The sequence below is a fragment of the Streptomyces sp. NPDC016640 genome (genome assembly GCF_043076215.1).
In the GTDB taxonomy this organism is placed as follows: Bacteria; Actinomycetota; Actinomycetes; order Streptomycetales; family Streptomycetaceae; genus Streptomyces.
In genome coordinates, this window is sequence record NZ_JBIBRG010000003.1 from 170573 (window position 1) to 193737 (window position 23165).

Here is a 23165-nt window from a genome sequence, read left to right on the forward strand (position 1 = left end):
GTCGTGGGTACTTCGGGGCAGGTGTGATCAGCCCGACGACGTGAGCGGTGACGTCAGGTGGTGGCTGACTGGGGGACGGTCAGTGGGATGTCACGCCGAGGGCGGGGAGGACCACGGCGTCGATGTACGAGGTGAGGAATTCCTGTGTGGGCGGCAGGTCGTCGATCAGCGTCCGCGTGGCGAAGGCGCCGACGAGCATGTGCACCAGGTAGTCAAGCGCCGGGCTGTCGGAGCGGATCTCGCCCCGGTCGACCGCGCGCCGGATCATCCGCCGGAACTCTTCCATCTCCGGCTCCACCAGGAGTTCCTTGAACGCCTGGCGCAGATCGTCGTTCATGTGCACGGCCATGGCCAGCGCCCGCATGAGCGCGGCGTGCTGCGCCATGACGCAGTCGTCCTCACGGCTGACGATGGCGTGCAGGTCGCCCCGCAGGGATCCGGTGTCGATGTCGGCGATGCTGCCGGGCTTCTGGCTGCGCATCGCCCTGACCACCAGCTCGGCCTTGCCGCCCCACTGGCGGTAGAGGGTGGCCTTGCTGGATCTGGTGCGGGCGGCCACGGCGTCCATGGTGAGGCCGTCGTAGCCGACTTCGCGGAGCAGGTCGAGCACGGCCAGGTACAGCTCGGCCTCGCGCTCGGGCGTGAGCCGGCTGCGACGCGCCGTCGCGGCTTCGCTCATCCTTCCCACCCTTTCCACTCCGGCTTCCACCGCGCCGAACGACACGGTTTCGTACACGTCGAAGGTACCGCACCCACCTAGCGAAACGAAACGGTTTCGTTCGTGTTCCGCGTCACGGTTGTCGGTTACTCATAAGTTGCCGGGCTCCGGGCCCCGGCAAAGCATGGGAAGGGTGAGCTACCTCCGCCTGCCGCACCTCAAGGACGACCTGCTGTGCTTCGTGGCCGAGGACGACCTCTGGCTCGCCCCGCTGGACGCCCCGGGCCGCGCCTGGCGGCTCACCGCCGACCGCACCAAACTCGGCCACCCCCGCTTCTCCCCCGACGGCCGGCACATCGCGTACACGAGCTGGCGCAGCCTCGACCCGGAGGTCCACCTCGTCCCGGTGGACGGCGGACCGGGCGAACGCCTCACCTACTGGGGCAGCTCCGACACCCGGGTCTGCGGCTGGGCGCCCCCCGACGGCGACGGCCACGCCGAGATCCTCGCCGTCGCCTCGCACGGCGAGCCGTTCTCCCACTTCACCTGGGCCTACACGCTCACCCCCGACGGCAGCCCGGGCCGCAAACTGCCCTGGGGCCCGGTGGCCGACCTCCAGGTCGCCGACCTCGACGGCGAACGCAGGACCCTGCTGCTCACCGGGACCCCGCCGCACGAACCGGCCGCCTGGAAGCGCTACCGGGGCGGCGCCACGGGCAGGCTGTGGCTGCACGGGCGGCGGCTGCTCGAAGGGCTCGGCGGCCATCTGCACTCCCCGATGTTCGTCGGCGGCCGCATCGCCTTCCTCTCCGACCACGAGGGCGTCGGCAACCTGTACTCGTGCGCGTACGACGGCTCCGGCCTGCGCCGCCACACCGACCACGACGCCTTCTACGCCCGGCACGCCGCCGGCGACGGCACCCGGGTCGTCTACCAGTGCGCCGGCGAGCTGTGGCTCGTGGACGACCTGTCCCCGGGCGCCGTCCCGCGCCGTCTCGACGTCACGCTGGGCGGGCCGCGGGCCGGACGGCGCCGCTACCAGGTGCCGGCCGCCCAGCACCTCGACGGCATCTCGGTCGACGGGACCGGCCGCGCGAGCGCCGTCGTCGTACGCGGCAGCCTGTACTGGCTCACCCACCGCGACGGCCCCGCCCGCACCCTCACCGACACGCCGGGCGTACGGGTGCGGCTGCCGGAGATGCTCGGCGCCGGCGACCAGGTCGCGTACGTGACGGACGCCGAGGGCGAGGACGCCGTCGAGATCGCCTCGCTGCCCCGGGCGACCGGCCAGCGCGCCCCCCGGCGGCTGGCCTCCGGGAAGCTGGGCCGGGTGCTGGAGATGGTGGCCGACCCGGACGGGGAGCGGCTGGCCGTCGCCGCGCACGACGGCCGGCTGCTGCTGGTCGACACCGACGAGGAGGCGGACGGCTCGCGGGACGGGGTCACCGAGCTGATCCGGTCCGTCAACGGGCCGGTGCGCGACCTCGCCTTCTCCCCCGACGGGGCGTGGCTGACCTGGTCCCACCCCGGGATCGGGCGGTCACTGCGGCAGATCAAGCTCGCCCGGATCGAGGGCCGGCTGGTCATCGACGTCACCAACGGCCGTTTCGAGGACGAGAACCCGGTCTTCACCCGGGACGGCCGCTATCTCGCCTTCCTGTCCTGGCGCGGCTTCGACCCGGTGTACGACGTGCACACCGGTGACCTGTCCTTCCCGCTGGGCTGCCGCCCCTACCTGGTGCCGCTGTCCTCCGCGACCCCCTCCCCGTTCGCCCTGAACCCCGAGGGCCGGCCGGCCGCCGGCGGCCTGGACCCGGTGGAGCGCGAGGACGCCGGGGAGGGCGGCGAGGCGGGCGCGGTGACCGTCGAGGCGGAGGGCCTGGAGAACAGGGTCACCCCCTTCCCGGTCGCCGCCTCCAAGTACTCGGGGCTGCACCCGGTCGCGGGCTGCGGACTGGTCTGGCTGCGCTGGCCGATCTCCGGCGCGCTCGGCGAGACCTTCGCCAACCCCGACGACACCAGCGGCAGGCCCACCCTGGAGCACTTCCACATCGGCAAGGCGAAGAAGTCCGAACTCGTCGGGAACCTGGACTTCTTCGCGGTCAGCGGCGACGGCACCCGGCTGGTCGTGGTCGACGAGGGTGAGCTGCGCGCGGTGCCCTCGGCCGAACCCGGCGACAGCGACTCCACGGTGTGGATCGACGCCCGCCGCATCCTGCACGAGGCCGACCCGGCCGCCGAGTGGCGGCAGGCGTACGCGGAGGCCGGGCGGCTGATCCGCGCCCACTTCTGGGAACCCGGCATGTGCGGCATCGACTGGGACGCGGTGCTGGAGCAGTACCGCCCGCTGGTCGAACGGGTCGCCTCCCCCGACGAGTTCGCCGACCTGCTGCGCGAGGTCCTCGGCGAACTCGGCACCTCCCACGCCTATGTCACCGCCGCCCGCCGCAGCGAGGGCCCCCGGCACTACCAGCGCCGCCAGGGCCTCCTCGGCGCCAACCTCGCACCCCGGGAGGGCGGGTGGACGGTCCGGCGCATCCTGCCCGGCGACTCCTCCGACTCCCGCGCACGCTCCCCGCTGGCCGGCACCGGCATCCGCGAGGGCGCGGTCCTCACCCATGTCGACGGCCGCCCGGTGGACCCGGTCGCCGGCCCCTGTCCGCTGCTCGCGGGCGCGGGCGGTACGACGGTGGAGCTGACGTTCCGCCCGCCCCCCGCCGACCACCACCCCCCGGCGGGAGGCCCTCCGGACCCCACCGGCACCACGGACGGCGAGACCCCGGCCCAGCCCGGCACCACGGACGGCGAGCCCCCGGCCGAACCCGGCACCACACACGGCGAGCCCCCGGCCGAACCCGGCACCACGGACGGCGAAGCCCCGGCCCGGCGTGTCGCAGTCGTTCCGCTGATCGACGAGACGCCGCTGCGCTACCAGGACTGGGTGACCAAACGCCGCGCGGTGGTGCGGGAGTTGAGCGGCGGCCGGTGCGGCTATCTGCACATCCCCGACATGGGCGGCTCCGGCTGGGCCCAGTTCAACCGGGACCTGCGCATGGAGATGTCCCGCCCGGCGCTCATCGTCGACGTGCGCGGCAACGCGGGCGGCCACATCAGCGAGCTCGTCGTCGAGAAGCTGACCCGCACCATCATCGGCTGGGACCTCACCCGCGACGCCCAGCCGGTGTCGTACGCCTCCAACGCCCCGCGGGGACCGGTGGTGGCGCTCGCGGACGAGGCGACGAGCTCCGACGGCGACATGATCACGGCGGCGTTCAAGCTGCTCGGGCTGGGCCCGGTCGTGGGCCAGCGCACCTGGGGCGGCGTGGTCGGCATGACCGGCCGGCACCGGCTCGGGGACGGCACGGTGATCACGGTGCCGATGAACGCGGCCTGGTTCGACGCGTACGGCTGGTCCGTGGAGAACGAGGGCGTCGCCCCCGACCTGGAGGCGCTGCGCACCCCGCTGGACTGGGCCGAGGGCCGCTACGCCCAACTCGACGACGCCGTGCGGCTCGCCCTGGACCTGCTGGAGACCGACCCCGCGGCGACTCCCCCGACTTACCGGGACGTCCCCGACCGTTCCCGCCCGGAGCTGCCGCCCAGGACGTGACGGCGGGGCGCCGAGGAGACGGGGAGGCGGGAGCGCGGGAAGGGGTGCCCCTCGACGGGGCACCCCTTCCGCTCGGCGCGCCGGGTCAGGCGTCGTAGTCCTGGTCGATCCGCTCCTCGGACTCGCGTCCGCGCTGCGACTCGTCCATGTCCTCGTCCCGGCGGCGGCCGCGGTTCTGCAGCTGCTCCTTGCCCTGCTGTGCGCGCTGCTTGGCCTGCTGCTGGAACTGCTCGGACTTCTCCTGGAACTGGTCCTTCATACCCATGTGGGTTCACTCCCGTGGTGGGGTGGGGGAACTTGCCCGACCAGATTCACACGGCCCGTCACGCCACGCATGTCGATCAGTCACGGACCGTAGCGCGATGCTGCTCGTCGGCGTTCCCACCGGCCCCGACCAGTCCCGTGCGGATACCGGTGAGCCGGTCCGCGAACCGCCGCATCTCCCGCTGTCCCACGGTCCCGATCACCGCCGGCAGGTAGCCGCGCACGCCCTGCATCCCGCGCAGCCACCACTGCCCGTACACATGGCCGGCGCGCCGCTCGATCCCGGCCACGAGCCGGTCCACCGCGGGCCCCAGCGGATAGGTCTTGTTGGACGGCCAGGGCAGCCGCTGCCGCAACTCCCGCATCACGTCGTCCTGGTCGGCCCCGCGCACCATGTCGGTGTCGGTCCACGACAGATACCCGACGCCCACCTTCACACCCCGGTGGCCGACCTCGGCCCGCAGACTGTGCGCGTACGCCTCCACACCGGACTTGGAGGCGCAGTACGCGGTCATCATCGGCGCGGGGGTGAGCGCGGCGAGGGAGGCGATCTGGAGCAGGTAGCCGCGGCTCCCGGCGAGCAGCGGCAGGAACGCCCGCGCGGTGACCGCCGACCCGATGAGGTTCACCTCGATCACCCGCCGCCAGGACTCCGGATCGGAGTCGGCGAACGGACCGCCCGTCGCCACACCGGCGTTGGCGACCACTATGTCGACCCTGCCGAACCGCTCCTCGACCTCCTCGGCGACCCGGGCCATCGCCTCGTGGTCGGTGACGTCCGCGTACCAGTGGTCGCTGTCGCTGTGCAGCCGCGCGGAGACCTCCTTGAGGGCGTCCGGCTCCAGCCCGACGAGCGCCACCCGCACCCCGCGCGCGGAGAGCTTGCGGGCCAGCAACTCCCCGACCCCGCGCGCCGCTCCGGTGACGACGGCGACCTTTCCTTCGAGACTGACCCTGCTCATGCGCTCTCCTCGGCGGGTACGGCGTGGGTGTGGGCGCTCACCTGCGCCGCGACGAGTGCCCGGATCCTCCCGGTGACCGGGCCGGGCGCCTCGACCGGCGTCATGTGGCCGATCCCGGGCAGCTCGGTGACGCCGAGGCAGTTGGGCAGCGCGGCGGCGAGCGACCGGGCGTGCACGGGCGGGGTGAGCCGGTCGGCGGTCCCGACGACGATCTCGACCGGTATGCGCAACTCCCGTACGCCGTGGTCGAGATCGAGCGTGTCGAGCACGCCCGACCAGGTGTGGCGCACCGCGCGCGGGCAGGCGTGCACGATGCGGGCGCACGCCTCGACCATGTGCGGAGCCGACGCCGGGCCCATGGTCCCGTACCTGAGGATCCGGCGGGCGAGCGGCGTGACGGGTCCGAGCGGTGCGCGGGAGCCGAGGATGTGCCGGGTCAGCCGGGTCCGCAGCCGCCCGGGCCGGAGCGGCAGCACGGTCGACTCGGCGACCAGCCGCGAACTGCCCGTGCTGCACAGCAGGACGGCGGCCGCGTGCTCGCGGAAAGCGGGCCGGCCGGACGCGGCCATCACCGTCATCCCGCCCATGGAGTGCCCGGCGATCACGGCCCGTTCACCGGGGGCGAGGGTGGCGGCGAGCACGGCCTCCAGGTCGTCGGCGAGCGTGTCGGCGCTGCACGCCGGGCTCGCGGGGGACCGTCCGTGGCCGCGCTGGTCGTAGGCGACGACCCGGTGGTCGGCGGCCAGTTCGCGGATCTGCGCCGCCCAGAAGGCGGTCGAGCAGGTCCAGCCGTGGGCGAGGACGACCGCGGGCGCCCCCTCGGGGCCGTGCACCTCGACGTGCAGCCGGGCGCCGTCGGCGGAGCGGACGGTCAGTTCGCGGGCGGCGACGGGCGGGGCGTACGGGCCCGAGGTGACGTGGGCGAGGCGGCTCACGCGGTCGCCCCGGTGTCGACCCGGGCGCCGTCCCGCGCGGCCGGGGTGCTGCGCAGTACGGCGTACTCGGCGAGGTCCACGCGGCGCGTCTCCCGCCGGAACTCGGCCGTCGTGCCGGGCCAGATGGTGGTGTTGCGCCCGCTCTCGTCCATGTACCAGCTGGTGCAGCCGCCGGTGTTCCACACCGTGCGCTTCATCCGCTCCTGCACCCGGTGGTTCCAGGCGCGTACGGCGCCGGGGCGGGCGTCGAGGGCGACCCGGCCTCCCCCAGTGCCTTCAGGGCCTGGGGGGACCCCCAGGACGTCGAGCTGGCGGAGGTAGTCGGCCAGGTAGTTCAGCTGGGACTCGATCATCAGGATCATGGAGGAGTTCCCGAGGCCGGTGTTGGGCCCGATGACCGTCATCCAGTTGGGGAACCCGGCGGCCGAGGCACCGCGCAGTGCCTGCATCCCGTCCGCCCAGGTCTCCGCGAGGGTCCTGCCCTCCGCCCCGACGACCCGCTCGGCGATGGGCATGTCGGTGACGTGGAACCCGGTCCCGAACACGATCGCGTCGACCTCGGCCTCGGTCCCGTCGGCGGCCACGAGGGTCGATCCGCGCACCTCGCTCAGCCCGCTCGCGACGACCTCGGCGTTGGGCTGCGCGAGCGCCGGATAGTAGGTGCTCGACAGCAGGATCCGCTTGCAGCCGATGCGGTAGTCGGGGGTGAGCTTGGCGCGCAGGGCCGGGTCCTTGACGGCGCGGGCCATGTTCCGCTTGGCCAGCTGCTCGACGAAGCCGAGCTGGCCCGGGTGCCTGGTGAACGCCTGGACCTGCAACTCCCGTACGCCCCAGAGCAGTCCGCGGCGCAGCTTGGTGGTGAAGGGCAGCGCGCGGTGCAGTGCGCGCTCGGCGCCGCCGATGGCGCGGTCCATGCGGGGCAGCACCCAGGCGGGCGTGCGCTGGAAGAGGGTCAGCCGCGACACCAGCGGCTGGATGGAGGGCACGATCTGGATCGCCGACGCCCCGGTCCCGACCACGGCGACCCGCTTGCCCCGCAGGTCGTAGTCGTGGTCCCAGCGGGCGGAGTGGAACACCTTGCCGGGGAAGGTGTCGAGCCCCGGTACCTCGGGCAGCCTGGGCTCGGACAGCGGTCCGGTCGCGGACACGACCACGTCCGCGCTGAGGCTGCCGCTGCTCGTCTCGATCTCCCACCGCAGCAGTTCGCCGTCCCACACCATCCGCTTCACCTCCGAGTCGAGGCGGAGGTGCGGGCGCAGCCCGAAGACGTCGGTGACGTGCTCGAGGTAGGCGCGGATGTGCTGCTGGCCGGAGAAGGAGCGGGGCCAGTCGGGGTTGGGCGCGAAGGAGAACGAGTACAGGTGCGACGGCACGTCGCACGCGCACCCGGGGTAGCTGTTGTCGCGCCAGGTGCCGCCGACGCTGCCCGCCCGTTCCAGGACGACGAAGTCGGTGATCCCCTCGCGCCGCAGTCGCACGGCGGCTCCGAGCCCGCCGAACCCGGACCCGATCACCGCCACCCGTACATGCTCGTGCTCACGTTCGTGCTCGTGCTCGGCCATCCCGAAGCCTCCACGCATCGCTCTGAACCATGCCAGTGAACACTGGCGCAATGGGGAGAGTAGAGCAGCGCCGTACTGATGGGTAGGGGTCGTGCGAGGAAAGTTACCGCCGGTACGTCCTAGGCTTCAGACGTGGCAGACGACAGCGGTGAATCCCTGGAACGGCGCGAGTACCGCGTGGAGGAGCTGGCCCGCCTGGCCGGCATCACGGTGCGCACCCTGCGCTTCTACCGCGAGCGCAAGCTGATCCCGCCACCCCGCCGCGAGGGCCGCATCGCCTGGTACGACGACCACCACCTGGCCCGCCTGCGCACGATCACGGCGCTGCTGGAGCGCGGCCACACCCTGAACGGCATAGCGGAACTCGCCGAGGCCTTCGACCACGGCCGTGACGTCGGTGAACTCCTCGGCATGGAGGCCCCCACCGAGGAGACCCCGGTCCGTCTCACCCCCGAGGAACTCGCCGACCGCTTCGCCGGCGAGGTCACCCCCGAGAACCTGGCCGCCGCGCTGGACCTCGGCTACCTCGGCACCGACGGCGAGGAGATCGTCCACATCAGCCACCGCCTGCTGGACGTGTCGTCCGCGCTGGTCCGCGAGGGCATCCCGCTCGCGGAGGTGCTCCGCACCGGCGCCGAGGTCCGCACCCACGCCGACGCCCTGGCCGGCCTCTTCGCCACCCTGATCCTCCGCCACGCCCCGGAGGAGGCCGTCCACCGCCTGCGCCCCCTGGCCCGCAGCGTGGTCGACGCGGAACTCTCCCTGGCCCTGGACCGCCGCCTGAGCAGGCAGCCGGACGAGGGCTAACCGGCAGCGGCCGGCGGCCGGTGCCCGTAGACCACGGTCACCGGGGCGTGGTCCGACCACCGCTCGGCATGCGTGGCCGCGCGCTCGACGTGCGCCTTCACCGCGCGCCCCGCCAGCCCCGGCGTCGCCACCTGGTAGTCGATCCTCCACCCCGTGTCGTTGTCGAAGGCCCGCCCCCGGTACGACCACCACGAGTACGGCCCCTCCACGTCCGGATGCAGCGCCCGCACGACGTCGACGTACCCGCCGTCCGCCGGATCGAGGACCCGGGACAGCCACTCCCGCTCCTCCGGCAGGAAGCCCGAGTTCCTGGTGTTCCCCCGCCAGTTCCTCAGGTCGGCCTTCTCGTGCGCGATGTTCCAGTCCCCGCACACCAGGACCTCCCGCCCGCCGGCGGCGGCCCGCTCCCGCAGCTCCTTGAGGTAGGCGAGGAACTCCCCCATGAAGCGGACCTTCTCCTCCTGCCGCTCCGTGCCGACCTCACCGGAGGGCAGGTAGAGCGAGGCGACCGTCACACCCGGCAGATCCGCTTCCACGTACCGCCCGCTCCCGTCGAACTCGGCCGAACCGAACCCGATCCGCACCCGCTCGGGCTCACGCCGGGTGTACAGCGAGACCCCCGCGCGCCCTTTCGCCGCGGCGGGCGCGTGCACCACGTGCCACCCCTCGGGCGCGCGGACGTCCTCCGGCAGCTGCTTCGCCTCCGCCCGCACCTCCTGCAGGCACAGCACATCGGCGGCGGTCCCGGCCAGCCACTCCACGAAACCCTTTTTGGCGGCGGCACGCAGTCCATTGACGTTGACGGAGGTCACAGTGAGCATCAGGGCACGATACGACACCCCATGCACGGACATGTTCTACGGTATCCAGCATGGACATCCGCCGGGTCCCCTACGACCACCCCGACGCCGTGAAACTGGACGCCGAGGTCCAGGCCGAGTACCACGTCCGCTACGGCGACGGCGGCGACTCCACCCCCATGCGCCCGGCGGACTTCGCGCCTCCGAACGGCATCTACCTGATGGCGTACGACGAGTCCGGTGTCCCCGTCGCCTCCGGCGGCTGGCGCGTCCAGGACGCCAACGGCGAGGGCAACCTCGACGGCGACGCCGAGCTGAAGCGCATGTACGTGATCGAGCAGATGCGCGGCCGGGGCCTGGCCCGCCGCATCCTGGCCGCCCTGGAGGAGGACGCCCGCGCCGCCGGGCGCGTCCGCATGGTCCTGGAGACCGGTACGAAGCAGCCGGAGGCCATAGCCCTGTACACCTCCAGCGGCTACGAGCCCTGCGAGAAGTTCGGCTACTACCGCTTCCACGAGGAGAGCCGCTGCTACGCCAAGGCACTGCGGGAACCCGCTCCGGCCACCGGCTGACACCCCCGCCCCCGGGCCCACGGGGCAGCGCGATCAGTCCAAGGTGACCTGGAAGTACGCCGTCTCGCGGTAGCCGTCGTCCGGCGGGATGACCTCCACGGTGACCGGCGTCCCCCGCTTGTCCGGCCTGACCCGGACCGTGACCTCGCGCGTCTCGTCCTCGCCGAGCGGCGGTGTGAGGGCGAAGGCGCACTCCCGCCAGTTCATCCACGTCAGGTAGTGGCCGACGGCGTGGTCGTCGAGGGGCTCGCCCTCACGGACGGTGAGCGCGGCGCCGACCGCGTCCCCGAGCGTCTCGCCGCCCAGCGACACCTCCTCGTCGGTGTCGTTCTCGTAGGTGACCGTCAAGTCGTACGTGCCGTCGGCCTCCCGGCGAGGAGGACTGACCGTGATCTCCAGGCCGTCCTCGTACCGGGCGGTCGCACCGGGACCGAGGGGGTCCACCACGCTTCCGGACGCGCCGGTCCGCTCCAGCTGCCCGTCCCCGTCCAGCCCCTTCTCGAACTCCTCCAGCGCCCAGGCTCCCAGGGCGATCAGTACCGTCAGCAACAGCATCGCCACCGCGCAGCCGATGAAGCATCCCGGGTTCTCCGCGGTCGGGGCGTCGGTGGGGGCCGGGTCCGTGTCCATGCAGGCATATTGCAACCGGCTCCCCGCACGGTCATGAGCGCGCGTACTCAACATCCGGCCGGGCGGTGTGCCCGGCCACGCGCGTGCGAGAAGAAGGCGCCGGTCGCCTTCCGGCAGCCTCCGCTCACCCACCCCGCCGTCTTTCGGACCACCGATCGCCCAGGTCGGCCCCGGAGGAATGACGATCGGCGCTCCCGTTTCGGTGTCCTGGGCAAGGACGCGCCGCCCCCACCCGGCTCGATGACCGGATTCCGCCTGAGTACGCGTACTCGAACGGCATGGTGGCCGTGACGGATGGATCGGGCTTCAAAGCCTCGCTACCGTGCGAGTCGATCACCACGGCGTCGCGGTCGTACGCCGACGACCGCTCGAAAACGCACGACGGGGGGCACGCATGGCGTGGGACGAGTGGGAGCAACTGAAGACGGCAGCGGCCGAGCAGCACACCGCGCACATGCGGCTGAACCAGCTGCCGGCCGACCAGGGCGGCGGCACGGCCGACCTCATCTCGAACAAGCCCGTCTGGACGAGGGCCGGCACGGACATCGGCTCGCTGCGTGAGGACATCAGCAAGGCGGCGGCAAAGCTGAAGGACGGTCAGACTGGCCTCGGCAGCGACACCGGCTGCCTGACCGCTGCCGCCCAGAAAGATGTCCACGCCTCATGGGAGACCTACGTCAAGAACGTCAGCGGGCGCTGCGAGAAGCTCTCCGGCCTCCTGGTGAAGGCGGGCAACGACCAGGTCCGGACGGACGAGTCGGTCGAGGACGAAATCAAGAAGCTCGACGTGGCGTACGCGGACACGCCGGCCGTCGGCGGCCAGGACAAGGGACGATAACGAGACACCATGGACCTCGCGACGCTCAAGGCCCTCAAGCCGACCGAGTACTCCGAAGCGGCCGACGGATATCGCAGCACCTCCGACATGGCGAGCGCGGTCAAGGACCGCATCGAGAACCAGATCGCCGCGGCCATGAGGAACCACCTGAAGGGCAAGGCATCGACGGCGGCAGGCAAGCAGCTGGCGTCGCTGGGCCAGAACTTCCACTACATCCAGACACAGTGCGGTCTCATCAGTACCGCTCTCGAAGCCTTCTCCTACGAGATGGAAGCGGCCAAGAGGAAACTCGACACCGCCCTCGAGAACGCCAGAGCGGCGAACCTCACCGTGAACACCGACGGCTCGGTCACCTACCCGCCGGGCGGGGAGAAGAGCAAGGACGGCAAGACCCCCGGAGGGGGCACGGTGAGCGGCCTGACGGACGGCACGGCCTCCGCCGTCGGCCGCCAAGCGGCCAACCTCGACCCCAACCCCCACCACCGGCTCGCTCAGGACTGCGCCGACCTGATCGCCACCGCCCTCAAGGAGGCGACCGAAGCCGACGAGAAATGGGCACCCAAACTGCGCGCCCTCAAGGCGGACGACGACCTCAGCGTCTCCGACGCGGACTGGGCCGACACGTCCTCGGACACCAAGGGCGTGACCGACGCCGGCGGGCAGTACCTCAACTCACTGCCACAGCCGCCCAAGGACGGCAGCCCGAAGGAGAACGCGCAGTGGTGGAAGGGTCTCAGTGCGGAGGAGCAGGCCGCATGGGCTGCCATGCGACCCGGCACCGTGGGCGCACTCGACGGACTGCCCTCCACGGTTCGGGACGAGGCCAACCGCATCCTGTTCGACACGACGCGGGGCAGCATGCAGATGGAGCTGAACTCGATCCCGGCGCCACCCGCCAATGAATGGACCTGGATCACCGTTGGGGGCTACCCGTCCAAGGTCCACACCGACGAATGGATGCAGTGGCACAACAAGTACAGCGACCGTTACGACCAGCTCAACAGATCCCTTAAAGGCATGCAGGCGATCCAGAACCGCTTCGACTCGACCGGGAGGAACGGGCTGCCGGAGGCGTACCTGCTGGGATTCGACGCGGAGAAGGACGGCCGCGCGATCGTCGCCAACGGAAATCCCGACACCGCGGATCACACGGCGGTCTATGTGCCGGGCACGGAGTCGGACCTGGAGGGCATCAAGGGAAACATCAACCGGATGGCGAATGTCTGGCGCAAAGCCAATGACGAAGCCGATGGAGAATCCGTTTCCACGATCACGTGGCTCGGTTACGATGCGCCGGACGGCGTCGTGAAGGACGCACCCTTCGAGCACTACGCGTACGACGGCGCACCGGCGTTCCGTAATTTCATGGACGGACTCGACGCATCACGCTCCGGCGATTCACCGGGGCACACCACCGTGATCGCCCACTCGTACGGGACGACTCTTGTCGGCGCGGCGGCACAGACAGGTCATCTCAACGCCGATGAGGTCATCCTCGCGGGCAGCCCTGGCGTCAAGGTGTCCGATGCGGAGGAGCTGGACGTCCCCAAGGGGCACGTGTGGAACGCGGAGGCCGACGGAGACGTTGTTCCGGACATCGGTCGGTGGGGTCACGGCGGGGACGGCTTCGTCATCCCCAGCGACCCGAGCTTCGGCGCCAATCAAATGACCACGGACACCGAAGGGCACAGCGCTTACTGGGAGGAGACGACACAGAGTCTGGCGAACCAGGCCCTGGTCGTCGTCGGCAGAGGGGACGAGGTATCGCTGAAGGCGCCGCCCGACCCGTGGGCGCACGTGAAGTAGACCGCACCCAGTACGACGGAGTAAGGCTCCCTGACGTGAAAATCAAAATGAGCGCTCTTGCGCTCACCATTCCTCTCGTCTTCACTACTCTCACCGGATGCAGCATGACTGACAACAAATCCGAGGGTGTTCCGTCCGCCGGCACGAGCACTTCGCGTGAGGCCTCGGACGCCATGGAGAAGATTTCCAGCGGTATCTACGATCTGATCGGCGTCAAGGGGAAGGCATCCGACAACCGTCCCGGAGTCATGGACTGCTCGGACAAGGACACGGAAACGCACTTTCGAATTTTCCATCCCTGGAGTTTCTACCCGACTTCGGCAAGTGACCTCGAGGTGGCGATGGAACGACTCAAGACAGAGCTGCCGAAGAACGGATGGAAAATCGTCGATTACGGACCGGACACCAGCAAGAACAAGAACATCACCCTGACTGCCGATAACAACGAGAAGAAGGCCGGAATAAAAATCACCCAACGATCAAAGAATGACCCGCCAAAGCTGAGTCTGGACGTCGTGTCCGGTTGTTACAAGATCCCGGACGGCCAAGAGATCGAGCGCTTCTGACGCAGGGCCGAGCATGGGCGGCATATCGGCACGATCACGTCGGCACGTCAGATGCGGCGCCATCACAGTCGGCGCGGCGCAATGGACGGCCGACCGTCAGAATTCGAGCATCCCTACCGAGGAGACCCCGAAGACGAACATGCAGAAAGCCGTCGAACACGCTGACAGAATTCTTGACGACACTTTCGGCACCGGACGGCTGCAACCACCATCTCTCCATAATGCCGGGGCAGCCTCCGCCAAATTTCCGAAGATCACTAGAAATTTGAAGCGGCTGCCCCCTGCGTGGCCAAATCCTCTGCATCAGCGCCGACAACCGACGCAATCGAGCTCAATCACACAGAAAGCTCCCCCCCTGACCCGAACGTGCGCTCCGAGTTCCGGTCGATCAAATCACCGGTTCCCTCCAGGACCTGACTTGGCTAGGCGAACTTGGAAGTTCGTGCGTACTGCCGCCTCCTGCATCCTGCTGGCTGGCTGCTCACAGGGAAGTGAGTCGGCCGATATGAATGTACGCAACGGAGAAACAGTGAAGATGGAGGTCGAACAGGCCTCCAGCCGGATTGGGGAGATAGCGGCTCTCCAGGGGGAGGTGACGGACACCGGCGCCATGACGGTGCGATGCACAAATTATGATTCGGAAGAGAACGTTTACCGCGTACGTCATCCGTGGAGTTTCCACCAGGTTCCTTTAGCGGCCATGGAAGAGGCCATGGAGCGCCTCCGCACAGGCCTCCCCGAGGAGGGTTGGAAGATCGTCAAGGACGGCGTGGACGACAGTCCCGCGCAGAGCCCGCAGATCGTCGCCGAGTCCGAGGGGCAGGAATACGCGGTGGATTTGCGTTTGCTCGACGAGAGAAAGTACGGAGACGATCCGTCACTTATCGAGGTAACGGTTGTATCGGCCTGCTATCGGTCCAAGTGAACGTTTCTCGTCATGACTTGGCGACTTGCTCGAAGACGTGGTTCAGGACGAGATACCGGATATGACCCGGTATGAAACGGTTAGGGCTCCTGCCGTCGATCGCGGGAGTGAGATCACCAGCGCAACGACCAGGAGCCCTACCGCGGCCACCCGCCCGGCACGGCCCGGCATTTCCAGGCCGTCGGCCAGTTGCCGGGCCTTCGCCTCATCGGCAAGCCGTGGGACCCGACCGCCCTCGACGTCGTCGACGCGCGGCCCGTGCGCGTGGACGACGGGCCGGCCTCGCGGCTCAGGCCTTCACACACGGGAGGGGCGGCGGTGCAGGCGTGCGACGGCCCGCAACGATGGGGTCGATCGCCCCCGGAGCGGGACGCGGGTCCGCGCTGCAGTCACCGCCGGAACATCCGACGCGGGGGCCGCAGCGTGCGAATTGTTCACGGGATGCGGCAGCACCGGACGCCGGCCCTCAGCGGCGGTACGCGGCTGTCGCGATCTCGACGAAGGATCGGATCAACGGGTTGGTGTCGCCTTCGTTCCACACCACCACCACTCGGCTCGGTGCCATGTCGGTCAGCGGCACCACGGCCAGTTCTGCGGGCAGGTCGTGTCCGAGCGGGGCCAGGCCGACCGTGCCGTTCCACAGCACGGCCTGCAGGCATTCCTGGACGGCGCGCACCACCGGGCCCTCGCGCGGCCGGCCGCCGTTCCAGTACGACTGCCAGATGGGGTCGGTGCCCTGCGGGAACTGGAACCAGCGGCGGTCGCCCAGCTCGGCCGGCCGCAGCCGGTCGCGACGGGCCAGCGGGTCGTCGGCGCGCAGGACCGCGCCGACCGGATCGGTTCGCAGCGTGCGCACCGTCAGGGCGGTCTCGTCGAACGGCGCCCGGGTGAGGGCGACATCGACCAGTCCCGCGCGCAGCCCGCACGTCGGGTCGGTCAGGTCGGTGTCGCGGATGCGGATGTCGATGCCGGGGTGGTTCCGGCGGTAGGCGGCGGCCAGCCTGGACACTCCGGGGTCGGTGCCATCGCCCAGGATGCCGACCGTGATGGCCGCGACGCCGGCCGCCGCGCTCACGCGCAGCCGGACGCGGTCGGCGTGGTCGAGCAGGGCTCGCGCCTCGTCGAGCAGCACCGTGCCCACCGCGGTGAGCGTGACACCGGTGGGTGAGCGGGCGAAGAGCGGGGCCCCGGCATCGGCCTCCAACTGCCTGATCGCCCGGCTCAGCGGCGGCTGGCTCATGTGCAGTCGGGTGGCGGCCCGGCCGAAGTGGAGTTCCTCGGCGACCGCCACGAAGTAGCGCAAGGTCCGTAGCTCCACGCTGCAACGATACCCACGGGGTATCGGCGTTGCGGAACGGGTCTTGGACACGGGCGGGGTCCCGGCGGTGGACTCGTGAGCATGACCGAGGAAACGAAGACCAGCGAGCCGCAGTCCACCCCCGTCGTATCGGTGGTGGGCCCCGGCGACGGTGAGACGATCCTTCTGGGCACCACGCGCATGCGCGTCCTGGAGGACGGCAGCCACACCGGGCACCGCCTTGCGATCGCCGAGTCCGTCCTGGCCCCGCACACCCAGGGACCACCGCAGCACCGCCACGCCCAACACGACGAAGGCTTCTACATTCTCTCCGGCACCGTGCGGTTCACCGTCGGGGACGAGGAGCACGACGCCACCGCGGGCACGCTCGTGATGGTTCCGCCGGGCACCCCGCACACCTTCGCCAACCCGGCCGGCCAACCTGCCGTCATGCTCAGCACGTTCACCCCCGACCTGTACGTGCAGTACTTCCGGGAACTCCAAGAGGTGTTCGCCGACGGCCGGCCGCTGACGCGACAGGCCAACATCGATGCGATGAGCCGCTACGCGACCGAGCCCGCCACCGACCCCGCCGCCGATCCCGCCTGAAACCGACGGGACGGAACGGCCCGGCCGCCCTTCTTCCGGCCGGTGAGGGCGTAGCGCTGCCGCCTTTGCCGTCCGGCTCTCCCGGACGACCGGACCGGGCCTTCTCCAGGGGCCTCCCTGGGAATCGACGCAATCGACGGGGCCTCCGTGAACCGGCGGCCCATGGACGGGAACGATGAACATCGCCTACTGGATCGTGGCCGGACTGCTCGCCCTCTTCTACTGCTACTCAGGCACGCTGAAGGTGATCCGCAGCCGCGATCGGCTCCGCCCGATGATGGCCTGGGTCGACCGCGTACCCCTGCCCGCCCTCAGGGCGCTGGGGGCGGTCGAGGTACTCGGCGCGGCCGGCCTGGTCCTGCCGCCGCTGACCGGCGTCGCGCCCTCGCTGGCGCCGGCCGCGGCCATCGGTTTCGTCCTCCTGCAGACCGGTGCGATCGCCGTGCACCTGACCGGCGGGGACCGCCGGATCGCGCTCAACGTCGGGCTCACCGCCACCGCCGCCGTGACCGTCTGGCTGGCCGTCAGGCTGTGATCGAGCGCAGTCCTCGACCGGAGGATGCGAATCCAGGGCCGGCCGCCCCACGGCCGCCGAGGACCGCCGCCGTCCACCACCCCGAACAGGGTCGAACAGGCTCCGGAAACGACGAAGATCCCGACCGATCATGAAGATCGGTCGGGATCCCGTCGACCACTCCTGAGCCAGCTCAGGAACAGTCGTGCAGTGGACCTGAGGGGATTCGAACCCCTGGCCCCCTCGATGCGAACGAGGTGCGCTACCGGACTGCGCCACAGGCCCTTGCAACGAGTGAAACTTTAGCATCCCGATCGAGGTGCTCGGAAATCCGTTGGCACCACGGGCTACCCGTTACTCGTTGGCGGCCTTCGGACGGTCCCCGTCCTCGTACTGGTCGAAGAGCGGGGTGCGTCCGCGTTCGCGGGAGCGGCGGGCCGAGGCCGCCCTGCGGGCGTCGCAGCGGTCGCCGTCGGCGGGGGCCGGGTCCGGGTCCGCCTCCTCCGCGGGCGCCGGCGCCTCCTCCGCCGGTACGGCGCTGGAGCGGGCCGAGCTCCAGGTGTCCGGCGCGCCGAGGTCCACGTCGCTGGTGGCGCGCGGGGCGACCGGGGCGGTCACGTACGTGGGCAGCGGCACCGGAACCGGGTCCCAGCTGTCGCCGCCCTGGCCGGGGCGGCGCTGCCGCTCGCGCTGCTGGTCGACCCACTCGGCGTGGTCGGTCTGCTCGACGAGCGCGCGCCGGTCCGCGGCGAGCGCGGTCAGGCCCGGGTCGGTGTCGGCTCCCGCTTCCGGTCCCTCCGGTTCGTCGGGGTCGCTCTCGTCGGCGGAGGGACGGCGGCGCGGCTGGCGCTCGCGCTCCCGCAGCCGCTGCGCCGCGACTTCGGCCTGGCGGCGGTCCATCTGGTACGCGAACCGGTGGCGTTCCTGGGAGCGCAGATACGCGATGTACGCGCTCAGCAGCACGGCCGGCACGCCCGGCGCCCACAGGAACGCGAGTCCGCCGACCGCCGCGACGACCGCGCCGAGCGTGAAGGCGACGAACAGCATCGTGGTGGTGCGCCGACGGCGGGCGAGCACCTTCGTGCGCCGGGCGCGCGCCGCGGCGGCCTGCGCCGCCCGGTCCCGCCGGATGTCCGCGGCCCGGCGGGCGGCGGGAACCCGCGCCCGCGCGGCGGCGGAATCGGGGGCCCGCCGGTCCTCGTGTTCGCGAGAGGGCCGGCCGGCCCGGGCGGGTGCCGGTTCCGGCCGCTCCGCGGGGAGGGACGGTACGGGCGCTTGGGCGTGCGGGCGGGTCTGGGACACGGCGAAGGCCCGGACGTCCACCGAGTCGGTGATCGCGTCCGGGTCGTGGACGCCCTGCTCCCCCTCGCCGGTGGAGCGCGCCCGCAGGTCCTTGGCGTACCGGCGCTCCATGCCCGCCCGTCCGGACAGCAATCGGATGGCGGTGCTGAAGCGTTCCGTCGGACGGGCCTCGTTCAGCTCGTCCTGCCTACGGAGCCACATCGGCACCAAGTAGGCGGCCCAGGCCCCGACGATGACTGCGTAGATGAGGCCGCTGCTGCTCACGCCTCACACGGTAGAGGGGTTTACGCGGGGCCATCCGCCAATTGGGCCGGTGTGTCGCACGATCTGGCTGATATTTCGAGCTTTTTTTGTGACCGACACGATCGGGAGGTGACTGGATCCGGGAATTCCGGGTTCGAAGACGGTCATATCCGACTTGAATTCGAACATTTATTCAATTTCCCGGGTCCCGCGGGATTCCCGGGGCGCGTCGTTCACGTTCCGGGCAGCTGGTGGCCGGACCGCTGCTGAGAGCGTGCCCGGTGCCACCGGGCGAGCAAACCGTCGGCGGCCTCCTCCGCGGTGAGCGCGAAGACGAGATGATCGCGCCAGCCACCGTCGATGTGCAGATATCGCGGCCGCAGCCCCTCCTCGCGGAATCCGAGTTTCTCCACGACCCTGCGGCTCGGCCGGTTCTCCGGGCGAATGCAGATCTCGATGCGGTGCAGTCCCACGGTGCGGAAACAGTGGTCCACGACCATCGCCACGGCCGTCGGCACCACCCCGCGGCCGGCCACCGACTCGTCCACCCAGTAGCCGACGTGCCCCGAGCACATCGAGCCCCAGGTGATCCCGGCGACGGTCAACTGGCCGACCAGGCGCCCCCGGTACTCGATGACGAACGGCAGCATCCGGCCCGCGTTCGCCTCGGACCTGAGGTGGCGGACCATCTGGCGGTAGGTCGGCCGGTGGGTGACCGGACCGCTGGGCGTGGGCGGCGGAATGGTCGCTTCCCAGGGGCGCAGCCACTCGCGGTTGCGCCGGTTGACCTCGCGCCACGCCTTCTGGTCGCGCAGCTTTATCGGCCGGAGGACGATGTCGCCGTCCACCAGCTCGACCGGCCAGTGCGGGCTGTTCAGCTCGCACCCCCGGCACCGGCGTCCGCTCCGGCGTGGTCACCGCCGCGCAGCTGGTCGACGGCGTGCCTCAGCAGCGGCTGGAGGACGGCCAGACCGTCCTTCACCCCGCCGCTGGACCCGGGCAGGTTGACGATCAGCGTCCGGCCCGCGACCCCGGCGAGGCCCCGGGAGAGGGCGGCCGTGGGCACCTTGTCCCGGCCGTACGCGCGGATGGCCTCCGCGATGCCGGGAACCTCGTGGTCGATGACCCGGCGGGTCGCCTCGGGGGTGCGGTCGGTGGGCGAGATGCCGGTGCCGCCGGTGGTCACGACGACGTCGTACCCGGCGTCGGCGCCCGCGCGCAGGGCGGCCTCCACGGGGTCGCCGTCGGGGACCACCCGGGGGCCGTCGACGGCGAAGCCGAGGCGCCGCAGACCGTCCGCGATCAGCGGGCCGCCCCTGTCCTCGTAGACCCCGGCGGCGGCCCGGTTGGACGCGGTGACCACGAGCGCCCTGTACGGCGCGGACAGCGCGTCGCCGGCCGGCCCGTCGTGCGTCATGACCGGCTCCAGTCGCCCGACTTGCCGCCCGTCTTCTCCTCGACCCGCACGTCCGTGATGACCGCCTTCCTGTCGACCGCCTTGACCATGTCGATCACGGTGAGGGCGGCGACGGAGACCGCGGTGAGCGCCTCCATCTCGACGCCCGTGCGGTCCGTCGTCCGCACGGTCGCCGTGATCTCCACGGCGTCGTCCGCGACCGACAGGTCCAGTTTCACACCGGACACCGCCAGGGGGTGGCACAGCGGAATCAGATCGGGCGTGCGTTTGGCGCCCATGATGCCCGCGATCCGGGCGGTGGCCAGGGCGTCGCCCTTGGGGACGCCCTCGCCGCGCAGCAGCTCGATCACGCGCGGCGAGACCAGGACGCGCCCGGTGGCGCGCGCGGTGCGGGCGGTGACGTCCTTGCCGGACACGTCGACCATGCGGGCGGCGCCCGCCTCGTCGAGGTGGGACAGACGGGACTGCTCGGAGGGTCCGGGGGTGTCCCCCCGGGATGGCACGGTCATGATCGTGTGGCGCTCCCGGTCCTGGCCCGTCGCGGTGCGGCGCACGGGCCTGCTGTGCGCGACACGGTACCGCCAACCGGCCGCGCTCAGCCGAGCAGGACCACCTCGACCTCGGTGCCGGGCGCGACGGACTCGGCGTCCTCGGGGAGGACGATCAGCGCGTCGGCCTGCGCGAGGGCCGCCACGAGGTGGGATCCGGCGCCGCCGACGGGCGTCACCGTGCCGTCGGCGTACCGGCCGCGCAGGAACTGGCGGCGGCCCGCCGGCGAGATCAGCTCCCGGTCGGCGGCGAGCCGCGCGCGGGCCCTCGGCCGGTGGACGTCCGGCAGGCCCATCAGGGTGCGGATGGCGGGGCGGACGAACAGCTCGAAGGAGACGTAGGAGGAGACCGGGTTGCCGGGCAGGGCCAGCAGCGGGGTGTGGTCGGGGCCGATGGAGCCGAAGCCCTGGGGCTTGCCCGGCTGCATGGCGAGCTTGCGGAACTCCACGCCGCTGCCGGGCTCGTCCTCGTCGCCGGCGTACGACAGCGCCTCCTTGACGACGTCGTACGCGCCGACGCTCACGCCGCCGCTGGTGACCACCAGGTCGGCGCGCACCAGCTGGTCCTCGATGGTGTCCCGCAGGGTGGCGGCGTCGTCGGCGACGGCGCCCACCCGGTAGGCGATCGCGCCGGCGTCCCGCGCGGCGGCGGTGAGGGCGAAGCTGTTGGAGTCGTAGATCTGACCGGAGCGCAGTTCCTCGCCGGGCTGGACGAGTTCGCTGCCGGTGGAGACCACCACCACGCGCGGGCGCGGATGCACCCGGACCGTGCCGCGGCCGATCGCGGCCAGCAGCGAGATCTGCGGCGGGCCGAGGACCGTGCCCGCCCGCAGGGCGCGGTCCCCGGCCCGGACGTCGCTGCCCTCGGCGCGCACGTGGGCGCGGGGCCCGGCCGGGCGGTGGACGTGGACCTGCCCGGTGGCGCCCTCGGGGGCCAGGCTGCGGGCGCGCATCCCGGTGGCCGGACCCGCGCCGAGTCCGCCGTCGGTCCACTCGACGGGGACGACGGTCTCGGCGCCGGGCGGGAGCGGGGCGCCGGTCATGATGCGGGCGGCCTGGCCGGGGCCGACGTGCAGGAGGTCGGCCTGGCCCGCCGCGACGTCCCCGACGACCTCGAGGGCCGCCGGGTACTGCTCGCTCGCGCCCGCGATGTCCGCGACCCGTACCGCGTACCCGTCCATGGAGCTGTTGTCGAACGGGGGCAGGGACACCGGCACCGTGACGTCCTCGACCAGGACGCAGCCCTGGGCGTCGAGGAGGTTCAGCTCGATGGGCTCGAGGGGCCGGACGGTGGCGAGGATGTCGTCCAGGTGCTCGTCCACCGACCAGAGGTGGTCCGGACCTGCGGTGCGGGGCGCGGCGGTGCTCAACGTTGCTGCATCTCCTCGGTGACGTAACGGCGGAGCCAGGTCCGGAAGTCCGGGCCCAGGTCCTCACGTTCGCACGCGAGTCGGACAATGGCACGCAGGTAGTCCCCGCGGTCCCCGGTGTCATAGCGCCGGCCCTGGAAGACGACGCCGTGCACCGGGCCGCCGATCTTCTCGTCCGCCGCGAGCTGCTGGAGGGCGTCGGTGAGCTGGATCTCGCCGCCGCGGCCGGGCTCGGTCTTGCGCAGTATGCCGAAGACGGCGGGGTCGAGGACATAGCGGCCGATGACGGCGTAGTGGGAGGGCGCGTCCTCGGCGGCGGGCTTCTCGACCAGACCGCCGACCTTGACGACGTCGGCGTCCGCGGTGGCCTCGACGGCGGCGGAGCCGTAGAGGTGGATCTGCTCGGGGGCCACCTCCATCAGCGCGATGACGCTGCCGCCGTGCCGCTCCTGGACTTCGATCATGCGCTGGAGCAGGGGGTCGCGCGGGTCGATCAGGTCGTCGCCGAGGAGGACGGCGAAGGGCTCGTTGCCCACGTGCGGGGCGGCGCACAGCACGGCGTGGCCGAGGCCCTTGGGGTCGCCCTGGCGGACGTAGTGCAGGGTGGCGAGGTCACTGGATTCCTGGACCTTGGCCAGGCGCGCGGCGTCGCCCTTCTTCTGCAGGGCCGACTCCAGCTCGTAATTGCGGTCGAAGTGGTCCTCCAGGGGGCGTTTGTTGCGGCCCGTCACCATGAGGACGTCGTCGAGACCGGCGGCGACGGCCTCTTCGACCACGTACTGGATCGCCGGCTTGTCGACGACCGGCAGCATCTCCTTGGGAGTGGCCTTGGTGGCCGGCAGGAACCGGGTGCCCAGGCCCGCTGCGGGGATGACAGCCTTGCTGATCCGAGGGTGTGACTGAGACATGCCCGCCACCCTATCCGGTGCC

Annotated in this window: 23 protein-coding genes and 1 tRNA gene; 9 read left to right on the forward strand and 15 right to left on the reverse strand. The window is 71.3% G+C overall.

Translation table 11 applies throughout. The features are described 5' to 3' along the window. Window positions 1-79: 79 nt before the first annotated feature. Entirely contained in the window at window positions 80-679 is a 600-nt protein-coding gene (locus tag ACF07S_RS07600) for a TetR/AcrR family transcriptional regulator (protein ID WP_391973670.1), read from the reverse strand. 172 nt (window positions 680-851) lie between these two features. On the opposite strand from ACF07S_RS07600, the gene ACF07S_RS07605 reads away from it, so the two are divergent. Further along, complete coding sequence (locus ACF07S_RS07605; protein ID WP_391973671.1) at window positions 852-4268, forward strand: S41 family peptidase; 3417 nt, start codon at window positions 852-854, stop codon at window positions 4266-4268. A gap of 85 nt (window positions 4269-4353) precedes the next feature. On the opposite strand, the gene ACF07S_RS07610 is transcribed toward ACF07S_RS07605, so the two are convergent. The 4 genes from ACF07S_RS07610 to ACF07S_RS07625 all read right to left on the reverse strand — a co-directional run bounded on the left by ACF07S_RS07610 (window position 4354) and on the right by ACF07S_RS07625 (window position 7991). Further along, window positions 4354-4533 (reverse strand): hypothetical protein, encoded by a 180-nt coding sequence (locus ACF07S_RS07610; RefSeq protein WP_391963622.1) that lies wholly within the window; start codon window positions 4531-4533, stop codon window positions 4354-4356. 76 nt (window positions 4534-4609) lie between these two features. Continuing rightward, complete coding sequence (locus ACF07S_RS07615; protein WP_391973672.1) at window positions 4610-5494, reverse strand: SDR family oxidoreductase; 885 nt, start codon at window positions 5492-5494, stop codon at window positions 4610-4612. Then, window positions 5491-6429 (reverse strand): alpha/beta fold hydrolase, encoded by a 939-nt coding sequence (locus tag ACF07S_RS07620; protein ID WP_391963624.1) that lies wholly within the window; start codon window positions 6427-6429, stop codon window positions 5491-5493. Before ACF07S_RS07620 ends, ACF07S_RS07615 begins: the two co-directional genes overlap by 4 nt. Further along, a complete protein-coding gene (locus ACF07S_RS07625) occupies window positions 6426-7991 on the reverse strand; it encodes a flavin-containing monooxygenase (RefSeq protein ID WP_391963625.1) in 1566 nt (521 codons plus the stop codon). Before ACF07S_RS07625 ends, ACF07S_RS07620 begins: the two co-directional genes overlap by 4 nt. Window positions 7992-8123: 132 nt before the next feature. On the opposite strand from ACF07S_RS07625, the gene ACF07S_RS07630 reads away from it, so the two are divergent. Next, window positions 8124-8798, forward strand: coding sequence for a MerR family transcriptional regulator (locus ACF07S_RS07630; RefSeq protein ID WP_391963626.1), 675 nt, complete (start codon window positions 8124-8126; stop codon window positions 8796-8798). Here ACF07S_RS07630 and ACF07S_RS07635 read toward each other — a convergent pair. Next, window positions 8795-9619 (reverse strand): exodeoxyribonuclease III, encoded by an 825-nt coding sequence (locus ACF07S_RS07635; protein WP_391973673.1) that lies wholly within the window; start codon window positions 9617-9619, stop codon window positions 8795-8797. The two genes, ACF07S_RS07630 and ACF07S_RS07635, sit on opposite strands and share 4 nt — an antisense overlap. Window positions 9620-9669: 50 nt before the next feature. Between ACF07S_RS07635 and ACF07S_RS07640 the strand changes: the two genes are divergently transcribed. Beyond that, window positions 9670-10170 (forward strand): GNAT family N-acetyltransferase, encoded by a 501-nt coding sequence (locus tag ACF07S_RS07640; RefSeq protein ID WP_391963628.1) that lies wholly within the window; start codon window positions 9670-9672, stop codon window positions 10168-10170. A gap of 33 nt (window positions 10171-10203) precedes the next feature. Here ACF07S_RS07640 and ACF07S_RS07645 read toward each other — a convergent pair whose 3' ends face one another. Further along, window positions 10204-10800 (reverse strand): hypothetical protein, encoded by a 597-nt coding sequence (locus tag ACF07S_RS07645; RefSeq protein ID WP_391963629.1) that lies wholly within the window; start codon window positions 10798-10800, stop codon window positions 10204-10206. A gap of 394 nt (window positions 10801-11194) precedes the next feature. On the opposite strand from ACF07S_RS07645, the gene ACF07S_RS07650 reads away from it, so the two are divergent. The 4 genes from ACF07S_RS07650 (at window position 11195) to ACF07S_RS07665 (ending at window position 14935) form a co-directional block, all read left to right on the forward strand. Further along, window positions 11195-11638: a hypothetical protein gene (locus ACF07S_RS07650; RefSeq protein WP_391973674.1), complete on the forward strand. Its 444-nt coding sequence runs from the start codon at window positions 11195-11197 to the stop codon at window positions 11636-11638. A gap of 9 nt (window positions 11639-11647) precedes the next feature. Further along, a complete protein-coding gene (locus ACF07S_RS07655) occupies window positions 11648-13444 on the forward strand; it encodes an alpha/beta hydrolase (protein ID WP_391973675.1) in 1797 nt (598 codons plus the stop codon). Between the two features lie 104 nt (window positions 13445-13548). Beyond that, window positions 13549-14010, forward strand: a complete 462-nt coding sequence (locus tag ACF07S_RS07660; RefSeq protein ID WP_391973676.1) for a hypothetical protein — start codon at window positions 13549-13551, stop codon at window positions 14008-14010. A gap of 535 nt (window positions 14011-14545) precedes the next feature. Next, window positions 14546-14935, forward strand: coding sequence for a hypothetical protein (locus tag ACF07S_RS07665; protein WP_391973807.1), 390 nt, complete (start codon window positions 14546-14548; stop codon window positions 14933-14935). A 466-nt stretch (window positions 14936-15401) separates the two neighbouring features. Here the strand turns inward: ACF07S_RS07665 and ACF07S_RS07670 are convergent, their stop codons facing one another. Next, window positions 15402-16253 (reverse strand): LysR family transcriptional regulator, encoded by an 852-nt coding sequence (locus tag ACF07S_RS07670; RefSeq protein WP_391963630.1) that lies wholly within the window; start codon window positions 16251-16253, stop codon window positions 15402-15404. Window positions 16254-16334: 81 nt separating this feature from the next. Between ACF07S_RS07670 and ACF07S_RS07675 the strand changes: the two genes are divergently transcribed. Then, on the forward strand, window positions 16335-16841 hold the full coding sequence (locus tag ACF07S_RS07675; protein ID WP_391963631.1) for a cupin domain-containing protein: 507 nt from the start codon (window positions 16335-16337) through the stop codon (window positions 16839-16841). Between the two features lie 175 nt (window positions 16842-17016). Beyond that, window positions 17017-17376: a DoxX family protein gene (locus ACF07S_RS07680; protein ID WP_391963632.1), complete on the forward strand. Its 360-nt coding sequence runs from the start codon at window positions 17017-17019 to the stop codon at window positions 17374-17376. 190 nt (window positions 17377-17566) lie between these two features. Here ACF07S_RS07680 and ACF07S_RS07685 read toward each other — a convergent pair. From ACF07S_RS07685 to galU, 7 genes are all read right to left on the reverse strand, one after another. Beyond that, window positions 17567-17640, reverse strand: a tRNA-Ala gene (locus tag ACF07S_RS07685). A 69-nt stretch (window positions 17641-17709) separates the two neighbouring features. Next, window positions 17710-18921 (reverse strand): gephyrin-like molybdotransferase receptor GlpR, encoded by a 1212-nt coding sequence (gene glpR, locus ACF07S_RS07690; RefSeq protein WP_391973677.1) that lies wholly within the window; start codon window positions 18919-18921, stop codon window positions 17710-17712. A 212-nt stretch (window positions 18922-19133) separates the two neighbouring features. Further along, window positions 19134-19748, reverse strand: a complete 615-nt coding sequence (locus ACF07S_RS07695) for a GNAT family N-acetyltransferase (protein ID WP_391963634.1) — start codon at window positions 19746-19748, stop codon at window positions 19134-19136. A 26-nt stretch (window positions 19749-19774) separates the two neighbouring features. Then, a complete protein-coding gene (locus tag ACF07S_RS07700; RefSeq protein WP_391963635.1) occupies window positions 19775-20317 on the reverse strand; it encodes a molybdenum cofactor biosynthesis protein B in 543 nt (180 codons plus the stop codon). Continuing rightward, the gene (gene moaC, locus ACF07S_RS07705; RefSeq protein ID WP_391973678.1) at window positions 20314-20826 is read right to left on the reverse strand and encodes a cyclic pyranopterin monophosphate synthase MoaC; all 513 of its coding nucleotides are present in this window, start codon (window positions 20824-20826) and stop codon (window positions 20314-20316) included. Before moaC ends, ACF07S_RS07700 begins: the two co-directional genes overlap by 4 nt. 86 nt (window positions 20827-20912) lie before the next feature. Then, window positions 20913-22235 carry a gephyrin-like molybdotransferase Glp gene (gene glp / locus ACF07S_RS07710; protein WP_391963637.1) on the reverse strand — a complete coding sequence of 441 codons (1323 nt, stop codon included), beginning with the start codon at window positions 22233-22235 and terminating at the stop codon, window positions 20913-20915. Continuing rightward, window positions 22232-23143: a UTP--glucose-1-phosphate uridylyltransferase GalU gene (gene galU, locus ACF07S_RS07715; RefSeq protein ID WP_391963638.1), complete on the reverse strand. Its 912-nt coding sequence runs from the start codon at window positions 23141-23143 to the stop codon at window positions 22232-22234. Before galU ends, glp begins: the two co-directional genes overlap by 4 nt. Window positions 23144-23165: the final 22 nt, after the last annotated feature.

Coding starts and splice junctions, on each gene's coding strand:
- ACF07S_RS07600 (WP_391973670.1), bottom strand. CDS start 679: ATGAGCGAAGCCGCGACGGCGCGTCGCAGCCGGCTCACGCCCGAGCGC.
- ACF07S_RS07610 (WP_391963622.1), bottom strand. CDS start 4,533: ATGGGTATGAAGGACCAGTTCCAGGAGAAGTCCGAGCAGTTCCAGCAG.
- ACF07S_RS07615 (WP_391973672.1), bottom strand. CDS start 5,494: ATGAGCAGGGTCAGTCTCGAAGGAAAGGTCGCCGTCGTCACCGGAGCG.
- ACF07S_RS07625 (WP_391963625.1), bottom strand. CDS start 7,991: ATGGCCGAGCACGAGCACGAACGTGAGCACGAGCATGTACGGGTGGCG.
- ACF07S_RS07635 (WP_391973673.1), bottom strand. CDS start 9,619: ATGCTCACTGTGACCTCCGTCAACGTCAATGGACTGCGTGCCGCCGCC.
- ACF07S_RS07640 (WP_391963628.1), top strand. CDS start 9,670: ATGGACATCCGCCGGGTCCCCTACGACCACCCCGACGCCGTGAAACTG.
- ACF07S_RS07645 (WP_391963629.1), bottom strand. CDS start 10,800: ATGGACACGGACCCGGCCCCCACCGACGCCCCGACCGCGGAGAACCCG.
- ACF07S_RS07650 (WP_391973674.1), top strand. CDS start 11,195: ATGGCGTGGGACGAGTGGGAGCAACTGAAGACGGCAGCGGCCGAGCAG.
- ACF07S_RS07655 (WP_391973675.1), top strand. CDS start 11,648: ATGGACCTCGCGACGCTCAAGGCCCTCAAGCCGACCGAGTACTCCGAA.
- ACF07S_RS07660 (WP_391973676.1), top strand. CDS start 13,549: ATGACTGACAACAAATCCGAGGGTGTTCCGTCCGCCGGCACGAGCACT.
- ACF07S_RS07665 (WP_391973807.1), top strand. CDS start 14,546: ATGGAGGTCGAACAGGCCTCCAGCCGGATTGGGGAGATAGCGGCTCTC.
- ACF07S_RS07675 (WP_391963631.1), top strand. CDS start 16,335: ATGACCGAGGAAACGAAGACCAGCGAGCCGCAGTCCACCCCCGTCGTA.
- ACF07S_RS07680 (WP_391963632.1), top strand. CDS start 17,017: ATGAACATCGCCTACTGGATCGTGGCCGGACTGCTCGCCCTCTTCTAC.
- ACF07S_RS07700 (WP_391963635.1), bottom strand. CDS start 20,317: ATGACGCACGACGGGCCGGCCGGCGACGCGCTGTCCGCGCCGTACAGG.
- moaC (WP_391973678.1), bottom strand. CDS start 20,826: ATGACCGTGCCATCCCGGGGGGACACCCCCGGACCCTCCGAGCAGTCC.
- galU (WP_391963638.1), bottom strand. CDS start 23,143: ATGTCTCAGTCACACCCTCGGATCAGCAAGGCTGTCATCCCCGCAGCG.